Below are 22,541 nucleotides of genomic sequence, written 5' to 3'. Positions count from 1 at the left end.
GAAATCGAAAATTTGGAGAATCATTCGAATGACAAAGATTGCCAACATCAAAGGCCGTGAGGTTCTGGATTCCCGCGGTAACCCGACTGTCGAAGCAGACGTTATCCTCGAAGACGGCACCGTCGGTAGCGCCTGCGCGCCATCCGGTGCCTCCACGGGTTCCCGCGAAGCGCTGGAACTGCGTGATGGTGATGCTTCCCGTTACCTTGGCAAAGGTGTTCTGAAGGCGGTGGAAGCCGTAAACAGCAAGATCCGTGAAGCCCTCGTAGGCAAAGATGCGGCTGATCAACGTGGTCTGGACAAGATCATGCTGGATCTCGATGGCACCGAAAACAAGGCTAACCTGGGCGCCAACGCGATTCTGGCGGTTTCCCTGGCGGCGGCCAAGGCGGCGGCAATTTCCCTGGGCAAGCCGCTGTATGCGCACATTGCAGAGATCAATGGCACTTCTGGCAAGTTCTCCATGCCGGTGCCGATGATGAACATCCTGAACGGTGGCGAGCACGCGGACAACAACGTAGATATCCAGGAGTTCATGGTTCAGCCTGTGGCGGCCAAGAGCTTTTCTGAGGCGCTGCGTATCGGTGCCGAGATTTTCCACAGCCTGAAGAAAGTGCTTAAAGCTCAAGGTCTGAATACCGCTGTGGGTGACGAGGGTGGTTTTGCCCCGAATCTGCCTTCTAACGAAGCGGCGCTGGCCGTTATTCAGGAAGCGGTTGAGAAGGCCGGTTACACGCTCGGTACCGATGTGACCCTGGCTCTGGACTGTGCCTCTTCTGAATTCTACAAAGACGGTCAGTATCAGCTTGCGGGTGAGGGCAAAAGCTTTGATTCCGAGGGCTTCGCGGATTACCTGGCAGGGCTTTGCGAGCGTTATCCGATCGTCTCTATCGAAGACGGTATGGATGAGAGCGATTGGGATGGCTGGAAAGTGCTGACTGACAAGCTCGGTAGCAAGGTCCAGCTGGTCGGCGACGACCTGTTCGTCACCAACACCAAAATCCTGAAGCAGGGTATCGAGAAGGGTGTGGGTAACTCCATTCTGATCAAGTTCAACCAGATTGGTAGCCTCAGCGAAACCCTGGACGCCATCAAGATGGCCCAGGATGCAGGCTTCACTGCGGTGATCTCGCATCGCTCCGGTGAAACCGAGGACACCACCATTGCAGATCTGGCTGTGGCCACCTGCGCTGGTCAGATCAAGACCGGCTCCCTGTGCCGCTCCGACCGGGTTGCCAAGTACAACCAGCTGCTGCGTATTGAAGAAGCTCTGGACGGCAAGGCGCCTTACCGCGGCCTGAGCGAGATAAAGGGGCAGGGCTGATCGACTGATCTGACCGGTTCTGGCAAAGTGATGGACCGGTAATCGGCGAAAAACTGTTAAGGCCATCGTGTTCCGGGTGAAAATCTGGATACGATGGCCTTTTTGTACAGGCAGTTAGAAGAATTTGTTGCTAATCTACTCTAAGGTCTATACTCAACGTCCGTCGTTGTTATTTTGACTGATTAAATATTGAACGGAATCGGCAATGAAGTTGCTCTGGACCATAATGGTGGTTGTGATTCTCCTGCTGCAGGTGCGCCTGTGGGTCGGGGAAGGCAGCTTTGCGCAAGTCTGGGCGCTTGAGCATTCCATTGCCGAGCAACGTGAAGAAAATGCCGAGCTGGCCACCCGCAATGAACGTCTCTATGCCGAAGTCAGGAACCTGCGCAATGAGCAGGGGGCCGTTGAAGAGCGGGCCAGAATGAACCTCGGTCTGATAAGAGAAGACGAGACCTTTTTCCTGGTTGTTGAAAACTGATTGTCTATGACCGCTCCGAGACTTTGGCTGATTGTTCCTGCCGCCGGCATCGGCCAGCGTATGCAGGCGGAGCAACCGAAACAGTACCTCCGGATCGACCAACGTTTCATTCTCGATATTACTCTCTCCCGACTGATGGATTCCGCACCTTTTTCCGGCTGCATGGTGCCATTGCATCCGGCCGACCACTGGTGGCCGGATACCGAGGCCAGTCGCGATAGCCGAATCCAGACCTGTACCGGCGGTTCTGAGCGGGCCTGTTCGGTTTTGTCCGCACTGCACGCCCTGGCGGAACAGATCAGGGATAATGACTGGGTTCTGGTTCACGATGCGGCAAGACCGTGCCTCCACACCCGGGATCTGTCCAATCTTATTGACCAGCTCTACAACCACCCTGTTGGGGGCCTCCTTGCGTCGCCAGTGGCCGACACCCTCAAGAGGGGCGGCACCGGGGAGCGCCCGGAGGTTGCCGAGACGGTTGATCGCACAAATTTGTGGCGGGCGCTCACCCCCCAGATGTTTCGCTATCGTATTCTGGTCGAGTCCCTGGAGGCAGCTCTTGCCAGGGAACTTCCGGTGACTGACGAGTCCTCTGCCGTGGAGTTTTCCGGTAACATGCCGGTTCTGGTTGAGGGGCGGCCGGACAATATCAAGATTACCGTACCCGCGGACCTGGCGCTGGCAGGCTTTATCCTTAGCCAGTTCTGAGTTTTCCGAGTTTCCCGGAGCACATTATGCGAATTGGTCAGGGCTTTGATGTCCACGCCTTCTGTGAAGGTGATTCTGTCATTATCGGCGGTGTAACTATTCCGCATTCCCACGGGCTCAGGGCCCACTCCGATGGTGATGTTCTGTTGCATGCGCTGGCGGATGCGCTGCTGGGTGCCGTAGCGCTTGGTGACATCGGGCATTTTTTCCCGGATACCAGTGACGAATGGGCGGGCGCAGACAGCCGCGATCTGCTGCGACGGGTAATGGCCCGTGTCCGCGACGAAGGGTTCGATGTGGTGAACGTGGATACCACGGTGATTGCCCAGGCCCCGAAAATGGCCCCGCATATTGACGCCATTCGTCTGAATATTGCCGAGGATCTCGGTGTACCCGCCAACCGCGTCAGTGTGAAGGCAACCACCACAGAGAAGCTTGGCTTTACGGGGCGTGGTGAAGGTATTGCGTGCCAGGCCATCTGCCTGCTTGAACCGGTGGATTCGTGAGTCAGTGGCGCCTTGACTGGCCCACGTCCGGCGGTAGCCGCATAGCCTCCGGCCGTTTAAAGACAGCGCCCGGCGATTTCATCGTCGACGAGTTACTGGAACTGCCGGAAAGTAACTCCGATGTTGAGGCAGATGCAGTCGCAGGAAGTGGAGAGCATCTCTGCCTAAAACTGGAGAAAGTGGGGGATAACACAGAATATGTAGCCCGCGAGCTGGCCAGAATGGCGGACTGTCGCAACTTTGACGTCGGCTTCTGCGGTCTCAAGGACCGGCATGCGGTGACTCGCCAGTGGTTCAGTCTTTACCGCCCGGGTAGTGAGGCTCAGGACGCTGCTCTGATTCGCGAGATCGCCGCACGATGGCCTGTACTGGCAGCCTCAAGGCAGGTTCGAAAATTGCGGCGCGGGGATCACAGTGGCAACGGTTTTGTGATTACCCTGCGCGGTGTTACCGGCGATCATCCGGCTATTGAAGGCGCGCTGAACCGGCTTGCTGATATCGGCGCCCCCAATTATTTCGGACCTCAACGGTTTGGTATCGGTGGCGCCAACCTGGACCGGGCGATGTCTCATGATCCCACAACCCTCAACCGGCGCGGCCGGCCCGGTGGAAAAGGCCGTGGCGGAAAAAACCGCGCTGGCAGCGAAGGCGCGAAAAACGTATTGTATTTTTCGGCGGCACGTTCGTGGCTTTTCAATGAGGTACTTGCCGCTCGGGTCGAAGATGGTAGCTGGGTGGAGCCAAAAGCGACCGGGCCACTATGGGGTGATGGGGGCACCACGGCTTCCGGAGCTCTGGAAACCCTTGAGAGAGGTGTAGTGGCGCAGACGCCCGGGTTGGCAGCCCTGTTTTCGGCTACGCGAATGAAACCGGAGCGACGGCCGCTGGCGGTGAAGCCGGAGAATCTTGTCTGGCAATGGCTGAGCGAAGACAGTCTGGAATTGGCATTTCTTCTGCTGCCCGGCCAATACGCCACAACGGTTTTGAGTGATATTTTCGAGCTTGAGGACATGAGCCTCGGCCGACATAACGAACAACAAGGCTAGCGGAGAACACTGTGCGTATTCTGTTGTCGAACGATGACGGCGTTCATTCACCGGGGCTGATCGCCCTGTTCGAAGGGTTAAAGGGCCTGGGTGAGCTTGAGGTCGTAGCGCCTGACCGCGATCACAGCGGCGCCAGCAACGCCCTGACCCTGAATCGCCCCCTGACGGTGGAAGAGCATCCCAACGGATTCCGTTCCGTGGATGGAACACCGACAGACTGTGTCCACCTGGCGGTGAACGGGCTGTTCCGGGAGCCTTTTGACAGGGTGGTTTCAGGGATTAATACCCACGCCAACCTGGGCGACGACATTATCTATTCAGGTACTGTTGCTGCCGCGACCGAAGGGCGTCACCTCGGATTGCCGGCCATTGCGGTTTCGCTGGTGAATGATGGCCACTTCCACTATGAAACGGCGGCCCGGGTCGTACGAATGCTTCTTGAGAACGAGCGTCCCCTGGTTCTCGGGCCACGTTCCATTCTCAACGTGAATGTCCCGGATGTGCCCTGGGAAGAACTGGCAGGCATTCGGGTGACCCGGCTTGGGCACCGGGAGCGGGCCGAAGGAGCGGTGCCGATGACCTGTCCCAGGGGTAAGGAGCGTTTCTGGATCGGTGCGGCTGGCGTGGGTGGTGATGCCGGTCCCGGTACGGACTTCAACGCCGTGCGCGAAGGCTATGTTTCGGTTACACCGGTCCACATCGACATGACCCGGCATGAAGCCCTGTCCCGGCTCAGGGATTGGGTTGATACCCTGGGGGATTCGTTGGAGGGCCATGGATGACCGCTCAGCTCGAAGGCATCGGGATGACGTCCCGCCGTACCCGGTTGCGCCTTGTTCAGCGGCTCAGGGACGCCGGCATCGAATCGGACAAAGTGCTGGAGATCATGGGAGAAGTGCCACGGCATATTTTCCTGGATGAAGCCCTGTCACACAGGGCGTATGAAGATACCTCCCTGCCGATCGGATATGGCCAGACCCTGTCCCAGCCATACATTGTGGCGCGGATGACGGAATTGATGCTGGCTCATGGACCATCACGGGTCCTGGAGCTGGGAACCGGATCCGGTTACCAGACGTCCGTGCTCTCCCGCCTGTTTTCGGAAATCTACAGTGTCGAGCGCATCAAGGCACTGCAGGATCGGGCTCGGGACCGTTTGCGCCAGCTGAACGCCAGAAACGTGTTCCTGAAACACGCTGACGGTGGCATGGGCTGGCCCGAGCGCGGCCCCTTTGACGGTATTATCGTGACCGCTGCGCCCATTGAAGTTCCGGGCGAATTGCTCGCTCAGCTGGCCGACGGTGGTGTTCTGATAGCGCCAGTGGGAGAAGAAAATCAGGTATTGGTGGAGGTTACCCGTCGAGGCGATCGTTTTGATCACAAGGAACTCGAGCCGGTGCGGTTTGTGCCTCTTCTGGGCGGGGTCGTCCGATAATCATGGCTGATCCTTCACTGCACAGCTCCGAATCGGAAACTGCACGAAATCACCATCCCGCTGCGGTCTTTCTCCGGGGGATCGCCATGGGCGCCGCGGATATCGTTCCTGGAGTATCCGGCGGCACCATCGCCTTCATCACTGGCATTTACTTCCGACTGCTGGAAGCGATTAACGCGGTGCCTGGGGCGGTTTACCGTCATCTGGTTCGGGGCCGGTTCAGGGCCTTCTGGCTTGATTGCGATGGCTCTTTTCTGGTTTGCCTGCTGGCAGGTATCCTCGCGAGCATTGCCTCGCTGGCTTCGGCCATCAGCTATGTACTGGTGGCATACCCGATCCTGATCTGGAGCTTTTTCTTCGGTTTGATTGTGGCTTCGGTGTGGCATGTCGGGCGCCAGGTCCGGCACTATAAGCCGGCACTTCTGGTCCCCCTGCTGTCAGGCATTGCTATTGCCTGGTGGATAACCACCCTGTCCGCAAGCCAGGTTTCGCCCTCCGCGCTGGCATTTTTCGGAGCCGGTGCGCTTGCAATCTGCGCCATGATCCTTCCGGGTATTTCAGGCAGTTTTATCCTGGTCATTATCGGTATGTATGCTCCGGTGCTGGCGGCGATCAAATCTTTGGATGTGGGCATTCTTCTGTTGTTCATGGCAGGTTGCGTGGTTGGGCTGTTATCGATTGCCCGTCTGATTACCTGGGCGTTCCACCACTTCCACGATCTCGTGCTGGCGCTACTGACCGGGTTTATGATTGGGGCTCTCAACAAGGTCTGGCCCTGGAAAGAGACCCTCAGTTGGCGCGTCAACAGTTCCGGCGATAAGGTGCCCCTGAACGAGGCGAGTATCTCGCCCTGGACGTTTGCGGAACAGTCCGGTCAGGATCCTCAGGTGCTTTTTGCCGTGCTCATGGCGGTGGTCGGCTTCGGCCTCGTTTTGCTGGTGGAGTGGATCGGTTTCAGGCGTGGAGATGCCTCACTGGCGCGGTAGTTCGGCGGGCGCCGCGTGTGAGAGTGTTACTTTACGCACAAAACGGGTGTTTCGTGAGGTAACAGGAATGGCCAGTCAGTAACTTGGTTTCCGGAAGAAAATGTGCAATATATTAGCAAGTTACTATAAAAACTTTAGAAACTGCTTCGATGGCCATGATGGTTTATACGGATTTTTCATAACTGGGTCAGTTTTATTCCTGTGAAATACTTGCGTGGGTTAATCAATGCCGCTTTGCTGGCGTCCCCGCGGTTCCCTTCCGGTGCCTTTGAACCCTCTTGCCCTGCGAAAAAAACGCAGGTCAGGACCCTGGCCTTCCTCCCCCTGATTGCCTTGCTGCTTCTGTCGGGCTGTAACACCCCGGCGCTCTACCAGGATGACATTTACAATCCCCCGGTCTACTGGGGACGTCACGTTGTCCAGCCCGGTGAAACACTCTATAGCATAGCCTGGCGGTATGGTCGGGACTATCGTGAGCTGGGCGATGCCAATGGCATTGGTCCGCCCTGGAATCTCAAGGCAGGGCAGGTGCTTCGTCTCGACCTTCGTGGAAATGTAACGTCCGGCCGTCAAACTGCGGCAAGCAGGCCGGCTTCGTCCGCTTCGAAAACGCCGGACCGGGCATCACCACCGAAACAGAAGGCGAGCACGGCCCAAAAACCGTCGGTTACCAGGGCGCCCAGCAAGGACACGCCCCTGGTCTCCCAGACCCAGACCGTGGCCCGGATTGAATGGCGCTGGCCGCACATTGGCACTGTAATTGCTGGATATTCAACATCCGGAAAAGTCAATAAAGGTGTTGATATTGCCGGGCAAGCCGGGGATGCTGTGAGAGCAGCGGCCAACGGGAACGTGGTCTACGCCGGCAACGGGTTGCTTGGATACGGCAACCTGATTATCGTGAATCACAACGAGCACTATTTAAGTGCTTACGCTCACAACCGGAAGATTCTGGTGCAGGAAGGGGAGGATGTGAAAGCCGGGCAGGTGATCGCAGAGCTCGGTAGCAGTGGTGCTGAACGACCCATGTTGCATTTTGAGATTCGCAAAAACGGCAATCCGGTTGATCCGCTCCATTATCTGCCACCGCGCCAGTGAATGAAGCAGCCAGCAGGCTGTCCTGATCACATTCCGGCACTGACAAACAGACCGCGTTCGCAAGAAAAACAAAAACGGTAAAGGCCATTACAGGCCGACCAACAAAATGTCCTGAAGAAAAAACATGAAGACGAAAACGTCCGCAATAACAAGAAGTATCGGGCGAACATCCAGGATTATTGAGAGGCGGGGCAAGACAAATGTCAGCAGAGCAAGAAGACATCATCATTGATCGCGTGTCGGACATGGACGACGCCGAGGATCAACTGTTAGCAGAAGAGAAAGTCGACAAGGAGGCAACCGAAGAGGTGGCTGAAGTCGAAGAGGATTTTCCCACCCAGGGACGCTATTTCACCAGCCAGAAGCAGCTTGATGCCACTCAGCTGTATCTCAACGAAATCGGATTTTCACCACTCCTGACCCCGGAAGAAGAGGTCTACTTTGCCCGCCTGGCGCGTAAGGGTGAAGAGTCAGGCCGCAAGCGGATGATCGAAAGTAACCTTCGCCTTGTGGTGAAGATTGCCCGCCGCTACGTGAACCGGGGGCTGACCCTGCTCGATCTGATCGAGGAAGGCAATCTTGGCCTGATCCGGGCGGTTGAGAAGTTTGATCCGGAACGTGGGTTCCGTTTCTCCACCTACGCCACCTGGTGGATTCGCCAGACCATTGAGCGGGCCATCATGAACCAGACCCGCACCATCCGTCTGCCAATTCATGTGGTGAAAGAGCTTAACCTGTATCTGCGGGCCGCCCGGGAGCTGACCCAGAAACTGGATCACGAGCCCTCCGCAGAAGAGATTGCCCGAATGGTCGACAAGCCAGTGGCCGACGTGAAGCGGATGCTGGGCCTCAATGAGCGTGTAGCCTCAATGGATACGCCCATTGGCAGTGGTGGCGAGAAGTCCCTGCTGGACACCGTGGCGGATGAGGGCGCCTCGGATCCGGCGGATCTTCTGCAGGACAATAACATGTGTTCCTGTCTGGAAAAGTGGATTGATCAGCTCAGTGACAAGCAGCAGGAAGTGCTGTCACGCCGTTTTGGTCTGCGAGGCTATCCGGTAAGTACGCTGGAGGAAGTGGGCCAGGAAATCGGGTTGACCCGTGAGCGTGTTCGCCAGATCCAGGTCGAGGCACTTCGCCGTCTTCGGGAAATTCTGGAGAAGGAAGGTTTGTCCGGAAATCTGTTGTTCAAGTAATGCGTCACTGATCTTTCGATCAAAAAGCCGGCCTGGCTATTCCTGGCCGGCTTTTGTGTTTCAGGATCCCCGCAAATGAGAACCAGGTTGCGCATTGCCTGCCGGCCTCGTTGATAGAATGCCGTGACCGGGCGGGGATAAGGGTGTCGAAACCCGGTGCACGAATGAAACACGTCAATAATAACGATCGAAAAGGAAAGGACTATGAAGAAGGCTCTTACAACCGGCTTTGCCTCTGTTGTGATGACGGCCCTGCTGTCGGCACCGGCCGCTGCACTCACCGTGGAAGGTGTCGATGTTCCGGATACCTACTCTGCCATGGATACCGAACTGAAACTGAACGGCGCAGGCACCCGTTCGAAGTGGTTCATGGATCTGTATGTTGGCGGTCTCTATGTGCCGGAGACCATTGATGATGGCGAGGCGGTCATCAATGCGGATGAGCCACAGGCAATTACTCTGCACATCATCTCCGGCATGATTACCAGTGAGCGCATGACGGAAGCCACCCTGGAAGGATTTGAGGCATCTACCGACGGTGACATGGCCGCGATCCAGGAGGATGTGGATCAGTTCATGGCAGTGTTCCAGGAGGAGATCACCGAGGGTGATGTATTTGATCTGGTCTATCTGCCGGGCGAAGGCGTTCGGGTTCTGAAGAACGGTGAGCACAAGGACACCCTGGGTGATCTGGCGTTCAAGAAGGCCCTGTTCGGGATCTGGCTGTCCGATAAGCCGGCCCAGAAGGATCTGAAGGAGAAAATGCTGGGGCAGCGATAAGCCGTCCTTGCCACGGGAAAGAAAAAGCCGGCTCATTGCCGGCTTTTTACACCCTGATTTCAGAGATAGTCACGTTTCTGCTTGAATTCGCACAGGTCTTCAATGATGCAGGCGCCACATTTGGGTTTTCGGGCGGTGCAGGTATAGCGGCCGTGGAGAATCAGCCAGTGGTGGGCGTCCAGCAGGAACTCTTTCGGCACCAAGCGCATCAGACGGTTCTCCACCTCCAGGACATTCTTGCCCGGAGCAATACCGGTGCGGTTTGACACCCGAAAGATATGGGTATCCACCGCCATCGCCATGTGGCCGAAGGCCGTATTCAGCACCACGTTTGCGGTTTTTCGACCGACTCCGGGCAATGCCTCCAGATCCTCCCGGCGTTCCGGCACCTGGCCTCCATGCTGCTCGATCAGAATCCGACAGGTCTTGATCACGTTCTCGGCCTTACTGTTAAACAGGCCAATGGTTTTGATGTACTCCTTGAGCCCATCAACGCCCAGGGCAAGTATGGCCTCTGGCGTGTTGGCCACCGGAAACAGCTTGTCGGTAGCCTTGTTGACGCCCACATCCGTGGCCTGGGCCGACAGAATAACCGCAATCAGCAACTCGAACGGGCTGGAATAGTTCAGCTCGGTGGTCGGATTTGGGTTGGCGTCTCTCAGCCGGGTAAAAATTTCAATACGTTTCTGTTTGTTCATTGGCTCTCAGTCATCTGCTGCCAGGGCATCAGGAAACGTTCCCGGTAACCCGGACCCGTTTGCTTCCCGCGACCACCGGTGCCGGTTCATTGGCTTTCCGGCGCTCTTCAAGGTGGTTGTCGATCCCGTTTTTGAGGGCAATCAGCAGCCCAAGACCGACAAAGGCGCCGGGTGGAAGAATCATGAACAGCATATCCGGGTAGTTCTCGAACGGGCGTACCACCCAGTCGGCTGCAGCGGGGCCCACTAGCAGATGCATGTCGACAAAGAGGCTGCCTTGCCCGATCAGTTCCCGCAGGCCGCCCAGGACCACCAGAACCGCCAGGAAACCGAGCCCCATCATGGCACCGTCCAGCAATGCCGGCAGGGGCGGATTCCGTGACGCGAAGGCATCGGCCCGGCCCAGGATGGCACAGTTGGTGACAATCAGCGGAATGAAAATGCCGAGGATCTGGTAGAGCTCGTAGGTAAACGCCTGCATGAGCAGCTCCGCACAGGTCACGAATGAGGCGATGATCATCACGAACGCGGGGAGGCGCACGGATTCGCTGACGAAATTACGAATCAGCGACACGGCAAGGTTGGAGCCCATGAGTACCATCAATGTGGCCAGGCCCAGCCCGATGGCGTTTACAACGGTGCTGGTTACGGCCAGAAGAGGGCAGAGCCCCAGGACCTGGACCAGCGCCGGGTTGTTATCCCAGAGCCCGTCCCGGATGATTTCACTGGATGGTTTGGTTGCCATGATCAGGAATGCTCCGTATTGGACGATTCGCCGGCAATCGCTTCAGGATTCAGGATGCTGTCCCTCGGTGAGGGGGCTTCATTGAGCCGCTCCCGGATAATTCCACGATTTTCCCGGAAGTAGATCAGTGCTTTCTGAACAGCTTTCACCACAGCCCTTGGCGTAATGGTGGCCCCGGTGAACTGATCGAATTCTCCGCCATTTTTCTTGACGTTCCATTCCCGGTGCGGGGGCTTACCCAGAGAACGGCCGTCAAAGCTCAGGATCCAGTCGGATTTCCGGGTTTCGATCTGATCTCCCAGCCCGGGTGTTTCTTTATGGCTGGTTACCCGCACGCCAAGAATGGTGCCTTGCATGTTTACACCCACCAGCAGGTGTATCTTGCCGGAGTAACCGTCCGGCGCCACAATCGGCATGATCATGCCGACCGGCTGTTCATCCTGCCGGGCCACCCAGACGGTCAGGGGGCCGGGCTGGGTAAGCCGCTCGCTGGCGGGCAGTTCTACGGTGTCCCTGAGCAGATCGTTGTCGTGCCGGCTCTCCGGGATGATCTCGTACAGGGCCTGCGCCTCTGCACGGGCGGCCTGCTCACGAATGCGCTCCTCGGTAGCGACCTGGGTCACGGCAATGGTGCCACCGGTGATGACCGCGAACAAGCCGAGCCCGATGGCGCTGCGACGGATAGACTGTGCAACTGCGGCCATGATTACCCCTGACTCCCCGGTACACCCCGGCGGGCTTTGTGATGTCCGTAGGTCCGCGGCGGTGTGTAGTGGTCGATGAATGGAACGGCAAAGTTCATCAGCAGTACGCTGAACGCCACGGCATCGGGATAATTGCCCCAGGTGCGGATCAGGTAGATCAGGATGCCAATCCCGGCGCCGTAGATCAGCTTGCCCTGGTGGCTTGTAGCGGCCGAGACCGGATCGGTGGCAATAAAGAAGGCGCCAAGCATGGTTCCACCGGCCAGCAGGTGCAGCGATAACGGCGTGTAGAGGTCGGCATTGCTGCCAAAAGCAAGGCTCATCAGGATCAGACCGCCGAGAAAACCTGCCGGAATATGCCAGCTGATAATGCGCAGGCCAATAAGCAGCAGTCCTCCGGCCAGGAATGCCGCGTTTACCCATTCCCAGCCCCTGGCAATACCGTCACCAAAGGTCGGGTGGTTGAGAACTTCGGCTGCGGTGTGGGTCGTGATCTTGTGTTTGTATTCGTCGAGCGGGGTGGCCATGGTCCAGCCATCAACCGCTGTTTGCTGGCCGGAGGCGATGGTCGCCAGGGTCTCGCCGAAGCCTGGTGCTCCATCCCAGAGCATGGCGGGTTCTGCCCAGTTGGTTGTCATGGCAACCGGAAACGACACCAACACCAGGGCATAGCCCACCATGGCAGGGTTGAACGGGTTTGAACCCAGCCCGCCGTATAGCTGCTTGGCGATAACGATGGCCGAAATGACTGCGACCGCGGACACCCACCAGGGCGCGAATTGCGGCAAGGATAGGCCCAGAAGCAGTCCGGTAACGGCAGCGGTGTTGTCCCTGATGAAGAACGCCACTGGCTTCTTTCTCAGCTTGAGCAGCAAGGCTTCGGAGCCGATTGCAACAGCGATGCAGAAGACCACGTTGATCAGGTTGCCCCAGCCGAAGAACAGCGTCTGGGCCAGCAGTCCGGGCAATGCAGCAATCAACACCCACAACATAACTCGGGATGTTGGTCGGGCATTGTGGGCGTGGGGTGATGACTGCTGAACGAATGCCATGGGTGTTGTGCCTGATCTCGTTTAGTGGGTGGACTGGGTTTCGGCCGGCTGAGCGGCCAGCTTGTCTTTGGCTTCGGCCAGTGCCTCTTCAGCCCTTTTTACCCTGTCATGATTCTTGGCCACAGCACGCTCCAGCTTTTCGACGTTGTCTGCCTGCTGGGCCTTGGCGTCTTCGAGCATGCCCTGCATGGTTTCCAGTTTGGATTGCGCCTGGGTCAGTTGCTTCTCGAGCGCATCGATATCCGGTTTGGTTTCCGCCGCCGGCTCCGCTGGGGCGGAGGACCGGGAAGCGTCGGCTTTGGCCTTCTTTCGGGCCAGGGCCTCCTGAACCAATGCCGCTTTGGCGGAGCGTTCATCAATGGCCTCACCCTCCGACGCTGCTTTCTCAGCTTCGGCCTTCTTTTTTGCCTGGGCTTCGGCCGCGGCCTTCGCCCGCTCCTGACGTCTCAGCTCTTTCTCTTGCTGTTCGCGTTCAAGGCGCGCCTGGCGGGCTTCGAAACGCTCCCGGGCTCGATCTGCTTTTAGCTGTTCCGCCTGTTGTGCGCGGATCTCGCCTTTGGCAAATCGATAGTACTGAACCAGCGGGATGGAGCTCGGGCAGACATAGGAACAGGCGCCACATTCGATGCAGTCAAACAGATTCAGGTGCTCGGCTTTTTCAAATTCGGTCGCCTTGGCATGCCAGAACAGTTGTTGTGGCAGCAGTTCCATGGGGCACGCCTCTGCGCACTGGCCACACCGGATACACGGCTGCTCCGGAGGCGGTGTCGGTAATTCACTGGCCGTTGCGGCAATGACGCAGTTAGTGGTTTTGATCACCGGGACTGCTTCTGTCGTGAGGGTATAACCCATCATGGGACCACCGAGTACCAGGCGGCTGACTTGGTCTTGCCGAACGCCGGCCAGTTCCAGCAGGTACTCGATCGGCGTGCCTATCAGCGTCTCAACGTTGCCGGGTTCACGGACCGCCTCTCCGGTGATGGTGACAACCCGGGAAATCAACGGCGTGCCCTCAAGCACTGCCTGCGCCACGGCGACAGCGGTCCCAATGTTCTGGCACATCACGCCGATATCGGCCGGAATACCGCCGCTGGGGACTTCCATGCCCGTCAGTATCTGGATCAGCTGTTTTTCGCCACCCGAAGGGTATTTGGTCGGAATAACGGCAATTTCGGTCTGGGTGCCTTCGGTTGCCTTTTCAAGAGCGGCAATGGCTTCCGGTTTATTATCCTCAATGCCGATCACACACCGGTCTGGCCGCAGAATCCAGGCCATGATTTTCAGGCCCGCAACCACTTCACTGGCCTTTTCCCGCATGGTCATGTCATCGGCAGTGATATAGGGTTCGCATTCGGCCCCGTTGAGAATGAGGGTATTTACCTTGCGATCGCGGGGCGGTCTGAGTTTGATGTTGGTGGGAAAGCCGGCACCACCCATGCCGGAGATACCTGCGTCACGGATGATCTGCAGAACCTGATCCCGCTCCAGCGAACGATAATCCTTCACCGGGTTTCGCGGGCACCACTGGTCTTCGCCATCCGGTTTCAGGGTTATGCACCGGTCTGCCATGCCTGAAGGGTGGGGAACCGGGAAGTCGGCAATGCTCTCGATCACGCCGGATGTTGGCGCATGAACGGGAACGCCCATGCCCGTTTTCACATCGGCAATTTTCTGGCCCTTCAAGACCCGCTCGCCGACGTCAACAATGGCTTCGGCGGGCTCACCGATGTGCTGCTGAAGCGGCAGAATCAGGTAGTCAGGCACACCTGCGGTGCGGATCGGGCGCCCTGTGGAAATATCTTTGTGTTCCGGGGGGTGAACGCCGCCGGAGAAGTCCCATAATTGAGTCATCAGGCGTTGGCTCCCTGGCGATCGGTGGCAATGAGTCCCGATTTGGGCGGTGTCCAGGTCCAGGTGCGGATGTCTGGTTCCACCGTCACCATGTCAATGCAATCCACCGGGCAGGGATCAACGCACAGGTCGCAGCCGGTGCATTCACTTTCGATCACTGTGTGCATGTGTTTTGCGGCGCCAAGAATGGCATCCACGGGGCAGGCCTGGATGCATTTGGTGCAGCCGATGCATTCGTCTTCGCGAATGACTGCAACACGCTTGACCTGCTCAACTCCGTGCTCCGCGTCCAGCGGTTCCGGTTCCACATCCAGCAGGTCCGCCAGTGCCTTGATGGTGGACTCGCCACCGGGTGGGCATTTGTTGATGGGCCCCCCCTCTGCGATGGATTCGGCGTAGGGTCGACAGCCAGGATAGCCGCACTGGCCGCACTGGGTCTGAGGAAGAAGGGCGTCAATCTGATCGACCAGAGGGTTGCCTTCCACCCGGAATCGTTCGGCCGCAAAGCCGAGCAGGCCCCCAAAGACAACGGCAAGGGCCAGAAGAACCACAACGGCAACAAGAACGCTTGTCCACATAACCTGTTACTCCTAATCCTGCCAGCCGATCAAACGCTGACCAGGCCGCCAAATCCCAGGAAAGCCAGCGCCATCAACCCGGCGGTGACCAGCCCGATGGCGGCACCGCGAAAGGCCACCGGCACGTCGGCGACGGCGATCCGTTCACGCATGGCAGCGAACAGCACCAGAACCATGGAGAAGCCTGCGGCTGCGCCAAATCCGTAAAGAACCGACTCAACGAAGTTGTTGTTCTTGTTGATGTTAAGCAGTGCCACGCCAAGTACCGCACAGTTTGTGGTAATCAGCGGAAGGAAGATGCCCAGCACCCGGTACAGCAAGGGGCTGGTTTTTCGCACCACCATCTCTGTGAACTGGACCACCACCGCTATCACAAGGATGAACGTGATGGTCCTGAGAAATGCCAGGTCCAGCGGCTCAAGCAGGTAGGTGTAGGCAAGGTAGCTGCAGACCGAGGCCAGAGTGAGCACGAAGGTGGTGGCCAGGGACATGCCCATGGCGGTTTCCAGCTTGCCGGATACGCCCATGAACGGGCACAGGCCCAGGAACTGAACCAGTACAAAATTGTTCACCAGAATGGTGCTGACCAGAATCAGCAGATATTCGGTCATTTACCTTGCTCCCTTGGACCCCTGCCAGCGTTGCCCGGCCGCCCTTACATAATCCGCATGCCGGGGGTGGCGCCGGAATCCGGGGACAGGATAAAGATATCCTTGCCACCGGGGCCTGCTGCCAGAACCATGCCCTCAGACATCCCGAACTTCATTTTCCGCGGTTTGAGGTTGGCCACCATGACCGTCAGGCGCCCCTCGAGATCTTCCGGCTTATAGGCTGACTTGATACCAGCAAACACGTTGCGCTCGCCATGCCCTACGTCAAGGGTAAGGCGAAGAAGTTTGTCGGCGCCTTCCACGTGCTCGGCTTTGACAATTTTAACGACGCGAAGATCCACTTTCGCGAAATCGCCAAATTCTATTTCATCAGCGATGGGCTCAAGATTGGCAGCAGGCGCCGGCTTTCCGGTCGCTGCAGGCAATTCCTCTTTCGAGGCATCCAGCATCTTCTCGATCTGGGCCATGTCCACCCGGTTCATCAGTGGCTTGAACTTGTTGATGGCGTGGTTCTCCAGGCGCTGGCTGCGATTGTTCCAGTCCAACATCGCGTTCAGGAACCCTTCGGACGCCTTCGCCGTCTCCGGAAGCACCGGTGCCAGGTAGGTCATCAGCAGATGGAACATGTTGATGGCGTTGGTGCAGATAGCCTGAAGATTCTCGTCCTGGCCTTCCTGTTTGGCGATGACCCAGGGCTGTTCGTCGTTGACGTACTGGTTGGCGATGTCTGCCAGTTCCATGATACGGCGCATGGCGCGGCCGAATTCACGGGCTTCGTAGAATTCCTCGATCTGCTGGCCGGCATCGATAAACTCTTTCAGCTTGTCTTGTTCGGTGATCTTGCCAAGCTGGCCGTCAAAGCGCTTGGTAATAAAGCCGGCACTGCGACTGGCGATGTTCACCACCTTGCCGACCAGATCGGAATTTACCCGGGCCGCAAAGTCTTCCAGGTTCAGGTCCATGTCATCCACGCTGCCGGTCAGCTTGGCGGCGAAGTAGTAGCGGAGGTATTCCGGGTTAAGGTGGTCCAGGTAGGTCCGGGCCATGATAAAGGTACCCCGGGACTTGGACATTTTCTTGCCGTTCACAGTCACAAAACCATGAGCCCAGACCGCCGTGGGCGTGCGGAATCCCGCATCGTGGAGCATGGATGGCCAGAACAGGGCATGGAAGTTGATGATGTCCTTGCCGATGAAGTGGTAGACCTCGGCGGTGGAATCCGCCTTCCAGAAGTGCTCGAAGTCGATGCCTTCGCGGTTGCACAGATTCTTGAAGCTGGCCAGGTAGCCAATGGGAGCATCCAGCCAGACATAGAAGAACTTGCCCGGTGCATCCGGAATCTCGAAACCGAAGTAGGGGGCATCTCGACTGATGTCCCACTCCTGCAGTCCGGCATCCAGCCACTCGGCCAGTTTGTTGGCCACCTGGGGTTGCAGAGTTCCGCTTCGGGTCCACCTGGCAAGAAAATCGTGGAAATCCGGCAGCTTGAAGAAATAGTGCTCGGATTCCTTTTCCACCGGCGTGGCACCGGAGACCGCGGAGCGCGGATTGATCAACTCGGCCGGCGTGTAGGTGGCACCACAGACCTCACAGTTATCCCCATACTGGTCTTCCGCCTTGCACTTGGGGCAGGTGCCCTTGATGAAACGGTCGGCCAGGAACATCTCCTTCTCCGGATCGAAGAACTGGGTGATCTTCCGGGTGGCGATATGCCCGTTTTCCTGCAGTTGGCGGTAGATGTACTCCGAGAAGTAACGGTTCTCCTCCGAGTGTGTGGAGTAATAGTTGTTAAAACGGATATGGAAGCCGGCAAAGTCTTCCTGGTGCTCCTGACGAATCCGGTCAATCAGCTGCTCCGGGGTAATACCCTCCCGCTCGGCCCGCAGCATGATCGCGGTGCCGTGGGCATCGTCGGCGCAAACGTAGTAGCAATTGTGGCCTCGCATGTTCTGGTAGCGCACCCAGATGTCAGTCTGAATGTATTCCAGCAGGTGCCCGAGATGGATAGGGCCGTTGGCGTACGGCAGGGCGCTGGTAACCAGAATATCGCGCTGTTGCTTGTTCGCTTGCGTCATGGTGATGTCCGAACCTTATGTTGACACGGGTTGGAAAGACAAAACGGGGTCTGGCGGCAGTTGCAATTGATTGCCTCAGGTAAAGACCCCATATGGTCAGAAACGGGCACAGATGATACCTTCCGAGCAGATAATTTTCACCCGAATCACCTGTTTCCGTGCTTAAAATCGAGCATGAGCTTATTCCGGAGAACCCGATGACACAGATTTCAGAGCAGGCCCTGCAAACAGCGGTTCGCCAATACCGTGACCCGTACCTGAACAAGGACCTCTACGAACTGGGTGCCGTAAAGTCCCTGAATGCCGACGACAGCGGAAACGTCACCCTCATGGTCGAGCTTCCCTATCCTTCGAAAGGTATCGCAGGTGCCCTGAAGCAGCTGGTCGGTAACGCCCTGGAAGATGTTGACGGCGTAGAGAATGTGGACGTCCATGTGGGCCAGAAAATCCACTCCTACAAAGTCCAGAAAGACCTGCCGTCGGTCCCCGGCGTGAAAAACATCATCGCTGTCGCGTCGGGCAAGGGTGGCGTCGGTAAATCCACCACCGCCGTCAACCTCGCCCTGGCCCTTCAGGCCGAAGGTGCGCGAGTGGGCATCCTCGACGCCGACATCTACGGCCCCAGCATCGGCATGATGCTCGGCGTGCCCGAAGGCAAGCGCCCGGACACCCGCGAAAACAAATACTTCGTGCCCATGGACGCCCACGGCCTCCAGGCCAACTCCATGGCCTTCGTCGTCACCGAGAAAACCCCCATGGTCTGGCGCGGCCCCATGGTCAGCGGTGCCGTGATGCAGCTGCTCCAGCAGACCCTCTGGAACGAACTCGACTACCTCATCGTCGACATGCCCCCCGGCACCGGCGACATCCAGCTCACCCTGGCCCAGAAAGTCCCGGTAACCGGCGCCGTCATCGTCACCACACCCCAGGACATCGCCCTGCTGGACGGCAAAAAAGGCATCGAAATGTTCCGCAAAGTCGACATTCCGGTGTTGGGCGTTGTCGAAAACATGAGCGTCCACATCTGCAGCAACTGCGGCCACGAAGAACCCCTCTTCGGCCACGGCGGCGGCGAACGCATTGCCCAGGAATACGACACCACACTCCTCGGCCAGCTGCCACTGCACATGACCATCCGCGAACAGACCGATGGCGGCACCCCCTCGGTGATCGCCGAACCGGATTCCGAAGTGGCCCGTCGTTACCGGGATATCGCAAGAAGGGTAGGGGCTGAGCTCTCGACCCGCGAGCGGAACCTCTCTGGTTCAATCTCAAGCGTTTCAGTGACCGAGCACTGACAGACCCGAAGCGAACAGGTAAACTACGCCCCAATTTTCCCAGTGGATACGAGACTTCGCCAATGAGCATCAAATCCGACAAGTGGATTCGCCGGATGTCCGAACAACACGGCATGATCGAACCGTATGAAAGCGGACAGGTTCGTGAAACCGAAAAAGGCCGCGTGATCTCCTACGGCACCTCCAGCTACGGCTACGACGTACGCTGCAGCAACGAATTCAAAATCTTCACCAACGTCCACTCGGCCACCGTGGACCCGAAGAACTTCGACGAAAACAGCTTCGTCAACTACACCGGCGACGTCTGCATCATCCCGCCGAACTCCTTTGCACTGGCCCGCACCGTTGAATACTTCCGCATCCCGAGAAGCGTATTGACCATCTGCCTGGGCAAGTCCACCTATGCCCGTTGCGGCATCATCGTCAACGTTACCCCGCTGGAGCCGGAGTGGGAAGGCCAGGTCACTCTGGAATTTTCCAATACCACCAACCTGCCGGCCAAAATCTACGCCAACGAAGGCGTGGCCCAGATGCTGTTCTTCGAATCCGACGAGATCTGCGAGACCAGCTACAAAGATCGGGGCGGAAAATACCTCGGCCAGACCGGCGTGACCCTGCCCAGGACATGAACGCCAACCAGTTTCTGAAAGCCGTTTCACAGTTGCAGGGCTGGCGCGAGTGCGCCTTCCTGCTCGCTCTGGCCGAGCGCTCATTTCCGAATTACGCGCTGTTTGCTGATGCCGTGGGCCTGAAGACCGGCGCCAAGATGCGCCAGCTTCTCGATCTCGGCTGGGACATGCTCCAGAAGGACGTCTCGGAATCTGCCATCCCCCAGTTGCTCGCGAAACTGGAAGCCCTGTCGCCGGATGTGGAAGCCTACGACGCCTATGGCGTCTATCCCGCGTTCGATTTTTGCCAGCTTCTCGAGCAGGCTTTGCTCAACCGCCTGAACCCAGCCAAACACCGCGCTACCGATGCCTCGCAAATGGCCACCGGGACAGTGATGAATTTCATCGAGCTGTCCGAAGGGGAAGACCTGGAGGAAGACGAGCTGGTTCGTCTGCTCGATCACCATCCGTTGATGAAGGAAGACAAAACCTTTCAACGGGACCTGATCCTGGCCCTGAAACGCCAGCGAACGCCCACCGACCAGTTTGTGGCCCGGCTTCGGGAGGACGCAGCCAACGAGGGCGTCAGTAACCTGGGTATCTCGCTCAACGAATAAACGCCAGTGCCGGAGCAAGCTACACTTCCGGTACTACTCGTTATTTTCAGATTAGGTCAGATGGATTTTACCCCATGAAACTCTCTGCTTTTGGTCGAAAGTTCACCGCCGATGCCGGCATCACGTCTCTCATGGATGACCTGGGTAATGCCATGGCATCCGGCGACGACATGATCATGATGGGTGGCGGTAATCCGGGGCATATTCCCGAGATACAGCAGAGAGTTCAGGAAATTCTGGCCGATATGAGCCGCAGCGAGGGCGACGTTCGACGGCTGGTCGGCATCTACGATCCGCCCCAGGGCGAAAAGCAGTTTATCGCCTCGCTCGCCGACCTGCTGAACCGGGAGTATGGCTGGGGTCTCAAGCCCGAGAACATCGCACTGACCAACGGTAGTCAGGCGGCTTTCTTCATGCTTTTCAACATGTTCGGCGGTGACTATGGTGGAGGGCATCGCAAGCACATCCTGTTGCCCCTGGCGCCAGAGTACATAGGCTATGCCGACGCGGGCATTGAGCCTGGGTTGTTCCACGCGGTTCAGCCGGACATCTCCTTTACCGACGCCCATGAATTCAAGTACCGGGTGGACTTCGACGCCGTGGAAGTGACCGGCGAGACCGGGGCCATCTGTGTGTCGCGGCCCACCAATCCCACCGGTAACGTCGTCACTGACGAGGAGCTTGCGCGGCTTGAAGAGCTTGCGCGACAACACGACGTTCCCCTGATTGTGGATGGTGCTTATGGCACGCCGTTCCCCAGCCTGTTGTTCGTCGATGCAACGCCCACCTGGAACGAGCAGATCATCCTCTGTCTGAGTCTCTCGAAACTGGGCCTGCCAGCAGCGAGAACGGGCATTGTGATTGCCGCCGAGCCGATCATAAAGGCGCTCTCTGGCATCAACGCCATCATGAACCTGGCCACGGGCAGTTTCGGCGCCATGCTGGCGGAGCCGATGGTTCGTTCCGGCGAAATCCTGTCCCTTAGCCGGGATGTGGTATGCCCGTTCTATAAGGCAAAAATGCAGAAGGCGGTGGCCGTTTTCAGAGATGCCATGGGCGAGGACAGTTGTCGCTGGTATATCCACAAGCCCGAAGGCGCGATGTTTCTCTGGCTCTGGTTTCCGGACTTGCCAATTACCAGCCTGGAGCTGTATCAGCGACTGAAAAACCGGGGTGTTCTGGTGGTTTCGGGGCATTACTTCTTCCCGGGCTTGCCGGAAGATGGCTGGAAACACCGGCACGAATGTCTGCGAGTGACTTATTCGCAGGACGATGACCGGGTTGCCGACGGCCTCCGAATCATCGCCGATGAAGTCAAGGCCGTCTGGAGTGAGGCCGGAGGCAACCTCTAGCGCTCAAACTCGGCTTCCTTGAGCTTGATCTCATAGGTGCTGCCATCCGGTTCCACCTGCTTGAGTCGGACCAGCAGGAAGTTCTGCTCCGGGGCAAACCACATCAGGGTCTGGCGCTTGGAATCCTCGCGAACCTTCTCAGCCTTGAGTGTGGCCTTTTGTTCGTTGCCGGTGCTCATGGCCTCGCCATTGATTACCGCAAAGCGATCAGTGTCAATTGATTTACCGTCGAGAACCCGGTAAGTCATCTCACGCTTTCCGTTCTTGATGTCCTGGTGAAGTTGAAGCTGATAGCCCAGTGGATCCAGCAAGCCTTCTTCCAGCTCCAGCTCAAAGGGCTTGCCCTTGTATTTGCCGGTTGCGATGCCTTCAGACCAGTCAAAGTCGATGGAGTTCTTTCGGTCACTTACCAGAAAGCCGGACAGGCGGTACCGGTATCTCATTGGTATGACCCGCCCCTCTTCCCAGCGGAAGACGAGCGATTCGTCGATATCGGCAATGAAGGAGTCAACATCTGTGCGGTACAGCCAGATGTCGTTTCCCTGGGAGGTGAGTGTTCGCTTTGCCGTGCCATTGAGGGACAGGCCCTTTTCCATGGCTGCGGTGTAACTGGCCTCGAATGGGACAAGCTCTGCTTCGGTCTGTGCGTGCAGAGCGCTCGGCCCGGCGAACATGCCGAGGCAGGCCAGCAAGACAGTGCAACCAGCTCTGGTGAGTCGTCGTGAGAGCATCGTGTTATACCCGAGTAATTACCGTCATCAATGGCGACAGTGTAGCTGCTTGGGCAAGATGCGG

General features: G+C 57.8%; 24 protein-coding genes. 15 read left to right on the top strand and 9 right to left on the bottom strand.

The genetic code is table 11. From position 1 onward, the window contains the following. Positions 1–28 precede the first annotated feature (28 nt). From eno to ACESMK_RS16820, 11 genes are all read left to right on the top strand, one after another. A complete protein-coding gene (gene eno / locus ACESMK_RS16870) occupies positions 29–1,324 on the top strand; it encodes a phosphopyruvate hydratase (protein ID WP_373001255.1) in 1,296 nt (431 codons plus the stop codon). A 205-nt stretch (positions 1,325–1,529) separates the two neighbouring features. Next, positions 1,530–1,802 carry a septum formation initiator family protein gene (locus ACESMK_RS16865; RefSeq protein ID WP_373001253.1) on the top strand — a complete coding sequence of 91 codons (273 nt, stop codon included), beginning with the start codon at positions 1,530–1,532 and terminating at the stop codon, positions 1,800–1,802. A gap of 6 nt (positions 1,803–1,808) precedes the next feature. Next, on the top strand, positions 1,809–2,510 hold the full coding sequence (ispD, locus tag ACESMK_RS16860) for a 2-C-methyl-D-erythritol 4-phosphate cytidylyltransferase (protein WP_373001251.1): 702 nt from the start codon (positions 1,809–1,811) through the stop codon (positions 2,508–2,510). A gap of 26 nt (positions 2,511–2,536) precedes the next feature. Then, positions 2,537–3,016: a 2-C-methyl-D-erythritol 2,4-cyclodiphosphate synthase gene (ispF, locus tag ACESMK_RS16855; protein WP_373001249.1), complete on the top strand. Its 480-nt coding sequence runs from the start codon at positions 2,537–2,539 to the stop codon at positions 3,014–3,016. After that, positions 3,013–4,062: a tRNA pseudouridine(13) synthase TruD gene (gene truD / locus ACESMK_RS16850; protein WP_373001247.1), complete on the top strand. Its 1,050-nt coding sequence runs from the start codon at positions 3,013–3,015 to the stop codon at positions 4,060–4,062. Before ispF ends, truD begins: the two co-directional genes overlap by 4 nt. Before the next feature lie 11 nt (positions 4,063–4,073). Next, a complete protein-coding gene (gene surE / locus ACESMK_RS16845) occupies positions 4,074–4,844 on the top strand; it encodes a 5'/3'-nucleotidase SurE (RefSeq protein WP_373001245.1) in 771 nt (256 codons plus the stop codon). Continuing rightward, complete coding sequence (locus tag ACESMK_RS16840) at positions 4,841–5,497, top strand: protein-L-isoaspartate(D-aspartate) O-methyltransferase (protein WP_373001243.1); 657 nt, start codon at positions 4,841–4,843, stop codon at positions 5,495–5,497. The genes surE and ACESMK_RS16840 overlap by 4 nt, the downstream gene beginning before the upstream one ends. A 2-nt stretch (positions 5,498–5,499) precedes the next feature. Continuing rightward, entirely contained in the window at positions 5,500–6,483 is a 984-nt protein-coding gene (locus tag ACESMK_RS16835; protein WP_373001241.1) for a DUF368 domain-containing protein, read from the top strand. Positions 6,484–6,693: 210 nt separating this feature from the next. Continuing rightward, complete coding sequence (locus ACESMK_RS16830; protein ID WP_373001301.1) at positions 6,694–7,581, top strand: peptidoglycan DD-metalloendopeptidase family protein; 888 nt, start codon at positions 6,694–6,696, stop codon at positions 7,579–7,581. A gap of 200 nt (positions 7,582–7,781) precedes the next feature. After that, complete coding sequence (gene rpoS, locus ACESMK_RS16825; RefSeq protein ID WP_373001239.1) at positions 7,782–8,777, top strand: RNA polymerase sigma factor RpoS; 996 nt, start codon at positions 7,782–7,784, stop codon at positions 8,775–8,777. Between the two features lie 204 nt (positions 8,778–8,981). Beyond that, positions 8,982–9,557 (top strand): chalcone isomerase family protein, encoded by a 576-nt coding sequence (locus tag ACESMK_RS16820; RefSeq protein WP_373001237.1) that lies wholly within the window; start codon positions 8,982–8,984, stop codon positions 9,555–9,557. 59 nt (positions 9,558–9,616) lie between these two features. Here ACESMK_RS16820 and nth read toward each other — a convergent pair whose 3' ends face one another. From nth to metG, 8 genes are read right to left on the bottom strand one after another with little or no spacing between them, the layout of a single operon-like run. Beyond that, positions 9,617–10,255 (bottom strand): endonuclease III, encoded by a 639-nt coding sequence (nth, locus tag ACESMK_RS16815; protein ID WP_373001235.1) that lies wholly within the window; start codon positions 10,253–10,255, stop codon positions 9,617–9,619. Positions 10,256–10,283: 28 nt separating this feature from the next. Then, a complete protein-coding gene (locus ACESMK_RS16810) occupies positions 10,284–11,000 on the bottom strand; it encodes an electron transport complex subunit E (protein ID WP_373001233.1) in 717 nt (238 codons plus the stop codon). Between the two features lie 2 nt (positions 11,001–11,002). After that, a complete protein-coding gene (rsxG, locus tag ACESMK_RS16805) occupies positions 11,003–11,704 on the bottom strand; it encodes an electron transport complex subunit RsxG (protein WP_373001231.1) in 702 nt (233 codons plus the stop codon). A gap of 2 nt (positions 11,705–11,706) precedes the next feature. Next, positions 11,707–12,756 carry an electron transport complex subunit RsxD gene (rsxD, locus tag ACESMK_RS16800; protein WP_373001229.1) on the bottom strand — a complete coding sequence of 350 codons (1,050 nt, stop codon included), beginning with the start codon at positions 12,754–12,756 and terminating at the stop codon, positions 11,707–11,709. A 21-nt stretch (positions 12,757–12,777) separates the two neighbouring features. Next, positions 12,778–14,607: an electron transport complex subunit RsxC gene (gene rsxC, locus ACESMK_RS16795; RefSeq protein ID WP_373001227.1), complete on the bottom strand. Its 1,830-nt coding sequence runs from the start codon at positions 14,605–14,607 to the stop codon at positions 12,778–12,780. Beyond that, the gene (rsxB, locus tag ACESMK_RS16790; protein ID WP_373001225.1) at positions 14,607–15,185 is read right to left on the bottom strand and encodes an electron transport complex subunit RsxB; all 579 of its coding nucleotides are present in this window, start codon (positions 15,183–15,185) and stop codon (positions 14,607–14,609) included. Before rsxB ends, rsxC begins: the two co-directional genes overlap by 1 nt. 29 nt (positions 15,186–15,214) lie before the next feature. Continuing rightward, positions 15,215–15,796: an electron transport complex subunit RsxA gene (gene rsxA, locus ACESMK_RS16785; protein WP_008172856.1), complete on the bottom strand. Its 582-nt coding sequence runs from the start codon at positions 15,794–15,796 to the stop codon at positions 15,215–15,217. Between the two features lie 44 nt (positions 15,797–15,840). After that, on the bottom strand, positions 15,841–17,871 hold the full coding sequence (metG, locus tag ACESMK_RS16780) for a methionine--tRNA ligase (protein WP_373001223.1): 2,031 nt from the start codon (positions 17,869–17,871) through the stop codon (positions 15,841–15,843). A 197-nt stretch (positions 17,872–18,068) separates the two neighbouring features. Between metG and apbC the strand changes: the two genes are divergently transcribed. The 4 genes from apbC (at position 18,069) to ACESMK_RS16760 (ending at position 21,746) form a co-directional block, all read left to right on the top strand. Further along, positions 18,069–19,169 (top strand): iron-sulfur cluster carrier protein ApbC, encoded by a 1,101-nt coding sequence (gene apbC, locus ACESMK_RS16775; protein WP_373001221.1) that lies wholly within the window; start codon positions 18,069–18,071, stop codon positions 19,167–19,169. Between the two features lie 62 nt (positions 19,170–19,231). Beyond that, complete coding sequence (gene dcd / locus ACESMK_RS16770) at positions 19,232–19,798, top strand: dCTP deaminase (protein WP_064230566.1); 567 nt, start codon at positions 19,232–19,234, stop codon at positions 19,796–19,798. Then, positions 19,795–20,394, top strand: a complete 600-nt coding sequence (locus ACESMK_RS16765) for a YjaG family protein (RefSeq protein WP_373001219.1) — start codon at positions 19,795–19,797, stop codon at positions 20,392–20,394. The genes dcd and ACESMK_RS16765 overlap by 4 nt, the downstream gene beginning before the upstream one ends. A gap of 74 nt (positions 20,395–20,468) precedes the next feature. Then, positions 20,469–21,746, top strand: coding sequence for a valine--pyruvate transaminase (locus tag ACESMK_RS16760; RefSeq protein ID WP_373001217.1), 1,278 nt, complete (start codon positions 20,469–20,471; stop codon positions 21,744–21,746). Here ACESMK_RS16760 and ACESMK_RS16755 read toward each other — a convergent pair. Next, the gene (locus ACESMK_RS16755; RefSeq protein WP_373001215.1) at positions 21,743–22,477 is read right to left on the bottom strand and encodes a DUF3108 domain-containing protein; all 735 of its coding nucleotides are present in this window, start codon (positions 22,475–22,477) and stop codon (positions 21,743–21,745) included. The two genes, ACESMK_RS16760 and ACESMK_RS16755, sit on opposite strands and share 4 nt — an antisense overlap. Between the last annotated feature and the right edge of the window lie 64 nt (positions 22,478–22,541).

Source organism: Marinobacter sp. (assembly GCF_041687235.1).
In the GTDB taxonomy this organism is placed as follows: Bacteria; Pseudomonadota; Gammaproteobacteria; order Pseudomonadales; family Oleiphilaceae; genus Marinobacter.
The sequence above is the reverse complement of the archived record's forward strand: the minus strand, read 5'-3'. Positions and strand labels throughout refer to the sequence as shown.

What these genes read in the sequence shown, in the direction of transcription:
- eno (WP_373001255.1), top strand. Translation starts at nt 29, where the DNA reads ATGACAAAGATTGCCAACATCAAAGGCCGTGAGGTTCTGGATTCCCGC.
- ACESMK_RS16865 (WP_373001253.1), top strand. Translation starts at nt 1,530, where the DNA reads ATGAAGTTGCTCTGGACCATAATGGTGGTTGTGATTCTCCTGCTGCAG.
- ispD (WP_373001251.1), top strand. Translation starts at nt 1,809, where the DNA reads ATGACCGCTCCGAGACTTTGGCTGATTGTTCCTGCCGCCGGCATCGGC.
- ispF (WP_373001249.1), top strand. Translation starts at nt 2,537, where the DNA reads ATGCGAATTGGTCAGGGCTTTGATGTCCACGCCTTCTGTGAAGGTGAT.
- ACESMK_RS16840 (WP_373001243.1), top strand. Translation starts at nt 4,841, where the DNA reads ATGACCGCTCAGCTCGAAGGCATCGGGATGACGTCCCGCCGTACCCGG.
- ACESMK_RS16835 (WP_373001241.1), top strand. Translation starts at nt 5,500, where the DNA reads ATGGCTGATCCTTCACTGCACAGCTCCGAATCGGAAACTGCACGAAAT.
- rpoS (WP_373001239.1), top strand. Translation starts at nt 7,782, where the DNA reads ATGTCAGCAGAGCAAGAAGACATCATCATTGATCGCGTGTCGGACATG.
- ACESMK_RS16820 (WP_373001237.1), top strand. Translation starts at nt 8,982, where the DNA reads ATGAAGAAGGCTCTTACAACCGGCTTTGCCTCTGTTGTGATGACGGCC.
- nth (WP_373001235.1), bottom strand. Translation starts at nt 10,255, where the DNA reads ATGAACAAACAGAAACGTATTGAAATTTTTACCCGGCTGAGAGACGCC.
- ACESMK_RS16810 (WP_373001233.1), bottom strand. Translation starts at nt 11,000, where the DNA reads ATGGCAACCAAACCATCCAGTGAAATCATCCGGGACGGGCTCTGGGAT.
- rsxG (WP_373001231.1), bottom strand. Translation starts at nt 11,704, where the DNA reads ATGGCCGCAGTTGCACAGTCTATCCGTCGCAGCGCCATCGGGCTCGGC.
- rsxD (WP_373001229.1), bottom strand. Translation starts at nt 12,756, where the DNA reads ATGGCATTCGTTCAGCAGTCATCACCCCACGCCCACAATGCCCGACCA.
- rsxC (WP_373001227.1), bottom strand. Translation starts at nt 14,607, where the DNA reads ATGACTCAATTATGGGACTTCTCCGGCGGCGTTCACCCCCCGGAACAC.
- rsxB (WP_373001225.1), bottom strand. Translation starts at nt 15,185, where the DNA reads ATGTGGACAAGCGTTCTTGTTGCCGTTGTGGTTCTTCTGGCCCTTGCC.
- rsxA (WP_008172856.1), bottom strand. Translation starts at nt 15,796, where the DNA reads ATGACCGAATATCTGCTGATTCTGGTCAGCACCATTCTGGTGAACAAT.
- metG (WP_373001223.1), bottom strand. Translation starts at nt 17,871, where the DNA reads ATGACGCAAGCGAACAAGCAACAGCGCGATATTCTGGTTACCAGCGCC.
- apbC (WP_373001221.1), top strand. Translation starts at nt 18,069, where the DNA reads ATGACACAGATTTCAGAGCAGGCCCTGCAAACAGCGGTTCGCCAATAC.
- dcd (WP_064230566.1), top strand. Translation starts at nt 19,232, where the DNA reads ATGAGCATCAAATCCGACAAGTGGATTCGCCGGATGTCCGAACAACAC.
- ACESMK_RS16765 (WP_373001219.1), top strand. Translation starts at nt 19,795, where the DNA reads ATGAACGCCAACCAGTTTCTGAAAGCCGTTTCACAGTTGCAGGGCTGG.
- ACESMK_RS16760 (WP_373001217.1), top strand. Translation starts at nt 20,469, where the DNA reads ATGAAACTCTCTGCTTTTGGTCGAAAGTTCACCGCCGATGCCGGCATC.
- ACESMK_RS16755 (WP_373001215.1), bottom strand. Translation starts at nt 22,477, where the DNA reads ATGCTCTCACGACGACTCACCAGAGCTGGTTGCACTGTCTTGCTGGCC.